Below are 4,222 nucleotides of genomic sequence, written 5' to 3'. Positions count from 1 at the left end.
ATAAACCCTAAAGGCGTATCGAATGCAGTAAGGAGATTTTCTGATATCCAGCTTGAAGAAGCCTCGGGATCCACGTTAAAATATTGGTTGAACCAATCCATAAATCGAGTGGCGAAATTGCCCAGTTTCTCCCTTATTGATGGGATCTCACGGAAAAAAACTTGAGATTGGTTGAAGAAAAAGAACAAAACAGCCAAAAGTGGCACTACGGCTACGAGGTATGATACTAATATTGCAAGAATCCTGTTTCGTAAAATCGCTTCAAAAAAAGAAGCAAGGGGAGTTAACATCAGGGTAAAAAAAAACTAAAAATCAGGGGCACAAGAATAACCTGACCTTCGATCAGCAGGTAAACAAGTAATGCAGTTGAACCAAAAAAATAAAAAACGTTGGGCAGATGAATGGTGTATTTTTTCATAACATCGTTTTACCGGTTTATTTTAAGTCCAGTGTTTGGTAGGTCAATTTACCCTGGATATTCCCCTAACTTCAAATGTAGCTTTATATTCAATTTTTCGAAATGACTTATATCATATTATGCATTGCAGAAAAAAGTCGAGAACCCTAAGAGATAGAATGACTCAAATCATTTAGTACAAAATATTCTCTTTATAAATTTGTAAGCATTTACCACACTATTATAATAAATCAAAAAATAGGACTTGTATTTATGTTCTATTTATGACCGGGCCTAATAAATAAAGGAGTGAGTTCTATAGATTAGGGTTTCTTGTTCCTAATGTATAGCTTAGATGTAAATTGGGCATTTGCAAAATTTCAAACTGTAGGTAATGGATCCGTTTGTATATCTTATTATGGGAATTTTGGGCTTATGGATAGGCACCGAATTTACTGTCAGGAATGCTATAAAAATTGCGCGGCATTTTAACATATCTGACCTATTCATTGGTCTTACTATACTGGCCTTCGGTACGGATTTACCAGAACTTGTGGTTGCTATTGACGGGGCCTTTAAGAACCTGGCCGGTACAGATGCATCAGGGGTAATCGTTGGTAACGCCATTGGTAGTTCCGTTGCCCAAATAAGTATTGTTATTGGTTTCATCGCCTTATTTTACTATGTCACTACCGGAGAGATCCAGAAAAGACAAATCGCTACTGAGCTTATAGGGTCCGTAATACTCCTGGCACTTGTAGCTTTTGACAATGTCATCACATGGAATGATGGAGCATTACTACTAATTGCCTTCTTAATGTACATCTTCACCTTATACCGAAGGGAAAAGAAAACGGCAAAAAGCGACAGATCAGACATCAATAATAAACCTCAGGTTTTACCAATTGCCCTAACTATACTATTGTTAACAGGCAGTTTGGGAATCGTTATCTTAAGTTCCCATATAACTCTGGAAAATGCCCTGATTATGGTTCAAAAATGGGGCATTGAACAATCTTTTGTAGGTGCCATAATCATCGGACTTGGAACAAGCCTGCCGGAACTGGCAATTTCACTAAAGGCCCTCTCTGAAGGAAAAGCCAGTCTTTCCGTTGGCAATATTGTAGGCAGCAATATTTTTGATCTTCTGGTTCCTTTGGGTATTAGTTCGCTCATTTCTCAAATACGGGTGGATAATGCCGTGCTTTGGTATGATATGCCCATGTTATTGCTTATTAGTATTGTCTTTGTTTGGTTTTTAGGCAGAAAGAAAGGTCTACAAAAAAGAGAAGGTTTTGTTTTGGTCTTACTCTATATAGTCTATAGCATAATAAAATTTATTACAAGCGGGCCCTTATAAAAAGTAAGCTTAAACAAGACTATCTTATCAATCGCTTAATTAATTGTGCCAGGACTATGGAACCAAATGCGAACATAACAGTTACACCTAATTGTTCGAAAGATAATGGCAGTAACTTCAGCGCTTCGGCAATTGGAGGTATCAGATAGGCACTTAGAGTAATTAGTATTGAAAGAGCAATGGCCGCCCACACCCATCCGTTTTTTGTTACTTCATTCTTAAAAAAAGACTCCTCACGCTTTGGCATATTGAACACATTAAACAACTGAGCAAGTACCAAAGTATAGAAGGCCATGTTATTGATAATATCCCAATTTAACTTCAATACAAAATTTGAATAGACCACAATACCGATTACAGACGCACTAATAGATAAGCCGTAGACAATTGTGGCATACCAATCCCTTGTTGTTAATATGGGCTCCTTAGGATCCCGTGGCGGTTGTTCCATAATATCCTCTTCGCCCTTTCCTAGTCCAAGCGCCAGGGCAGGGAATACATCAGTCACCAAATTCAAAAATAGTATTTGCAAGGGCAACAGAGGTGAAGGAAGATTTAGCAATGCGGCAACACCTACTGAAAGAATTTCGGCCAAATTACAGGACAAAAGGTAAACGGCGAACTGACGAATATTCTGAAATACCACTCTCCCTTGTCGAATGGCCATTTCAATAGCCGTGAATTTATCGTTCATTAAAATAACATCTGCGACTTCCCGGGCTGCCTCAGTGCCTCGTATACCCATGGCAATGCCTACATCTGCTTTTTTCAGGGCAGGTACATCATTGATCCCGTCTCCTATCATACCAACAATATTGGCATTTTTTTGATACAGCGTAATAAGATCTAACTTCTGCCGGGGTGTAACTCGTGCGAAAACTGCGGCTTCAAGCAATGGCGCACCAGCCATTTCCTCTGTAAGCTTGATATTTTCAAGATCCTTGCCCTCGAATACATTATTACCTGTCGTCTTTTGTTCAAGAAGTCCTACTTCTTCAGCGACTTTTTGTGCAGTCTTCGGATGATCGCCTGTAACCATAATTACATTGATCCCCGCTTTCTTGTAAATATCTATAATGGCCTTTACATCTTTTCTTGGAGGGTCCATAAACCCAATTACACCGAGAAAAGTAAGCCCATTCGTCAGGTTTTCCTTTTTGGGTATCTTTTCTACTTTCCTAAAGGCAAATGCTAATGTTCGAAACCCCTGAGAAGCAAGATCATCAACTTTACGGTACCAATCATTTTTAGTATCGAAACTTTTAACCTGATCTTCCTCTAAAATATGAGTACAAGACTGCACCAGTTTCTCAAAAGCCCCTTTTGCATATACATGATAACCGTCTTTTCCAAGATGTACAGTGGCCATAAGCTTGCGATTGGCATCAAAGGGTAGTTCTAATTTTTCAGGATTTTCAATCTGGATGTTTTTTATGTCATAACCGGCCTGATCTGCAAAATCCAGCAACCCAATTTCTATGGAATCCGACTGCAATCTATAGCCGGAATGAATGACGTTATTGCAAAGAATACTTGTAAGCATCATTTTATTAAATGCTTCATTTTTCTTTATAAGATTGAACTCTTCGCCTTTTTTTTGTTTTACATTGGTCAAAGAAGTATTTGCCAAAACAACAGTGTGTACCTTAATTTTATCTTCGGTGAGTGTTCCCGTTTTGTCTGTGCAGATTAAGTTGGTTGCACCTAAGGATTGTACGGCTTCCAATTTTTTAATGATTACCTGCTTTTTTGCCAATCGTAACATCCCTTTAGCCAAAGCTATTGTTGCCACAATGGGTAGTCCCTCAGGAATGGCTGCTACTGCCAAAGCCACGCCTGTTTCAATCATCAGGATTATATCTCTCCCGCGTATAACCCCTGCAATAACAATTAAAATAACAAAGATTAAGGTTAACCAGATAAGCCATTTTCCGAGTTGTTTCAGCTTTTTTTCCAAAGGTGTCGCTTCCTTTTCCGCCATCACGCCCATTTGTTGGATCTTTCCCAACTGGGTATTTTCGCCCGTTGCAGTAACAATTGCACGAGCAGACCCGGTTACTATTGTAGTGCCCCTAAAGACCATATTTTTCTGATCGGTAACTGGAGTTTGTTCAGATAGGATAGCTGTGCTTTTGCTTACAGGAATGCTCTCGCCTGTTAAAGATGATTCCTTTACAGACAGGCTATCGATCTCTATCAAACGAGCATCCGCAGAAACTACATCTCCTGTTTCTAATAGAAGGATATCGCCTGGAACCACGCTGGCAGCCCGAATTTTATGTTTTTTGGCTGAGCGTATCACAAAGGTCATAACCTGACCCAATTTGCGGAGTGCTTCCAGAGAACGGACTGCCTGCAGCTCCATAAAAAATCCAATTGCAACTGATATAAATATTACTATAACGATGGCGAATCCTTCCAATAAATCACTGAATACAAAGGCCAGGATTGAAGCAGCAGTAAGA

The 4,222-nt window shown here is 39.3% G+C and carries 3 protein-coding genes; 1 reads left to right on the top strand and 2 read right to left on the bottom strand.

What is annotated here, in order from left to right; translation table 11 throughout:
• The coding region (locus Q0X89_RS02075; protein WP_297690950.1) for a hypothetical protein at positions 1 to 290 on the bottom strand (290 nt) is incomplete at its 3' end.
• A 501-nt stretch (positions 291 to 791) separates the two neighbouring features.
• Here Q0X89_RS02075 and Q0X89_RS02070 point away from each other — a divergent pair.
• A complete protein-coding gene (locus Q0X89_RS02070) occupies positions 792 to 1,757 on the top strand; it encodes a calcium/sodium antiporter (RefSeq protein WP_297690949.1) in 966 nt (321 codons plus the stop codon).
• 19 nt (positions 1,758 to 1,776) lie between these two features.
• Here the strand turns inward: Q0X89_RS02070 and Q0X89_RS02065 are convergent.
• A partial coding sequence (locus Q0X89_RS02065) for a cation-transporting P-type ATPase (protein WP_297690948.1) occupies positions 1,777 to 4,222 on the bottom strand: 2,446 nt, incomplete at its 5' end.

The organism is uncultured Eudoraea sp. (genome assembly GCF_947258525.1).
Lineage (GTDB): Bacteria > Bacteroidota > Bacteroidia > Flavobacteriales > Flavobacteriaceae > Eudoraea.
This window is presented reverse-complemented; position numbering and strand designations above follow the sequence as displayed.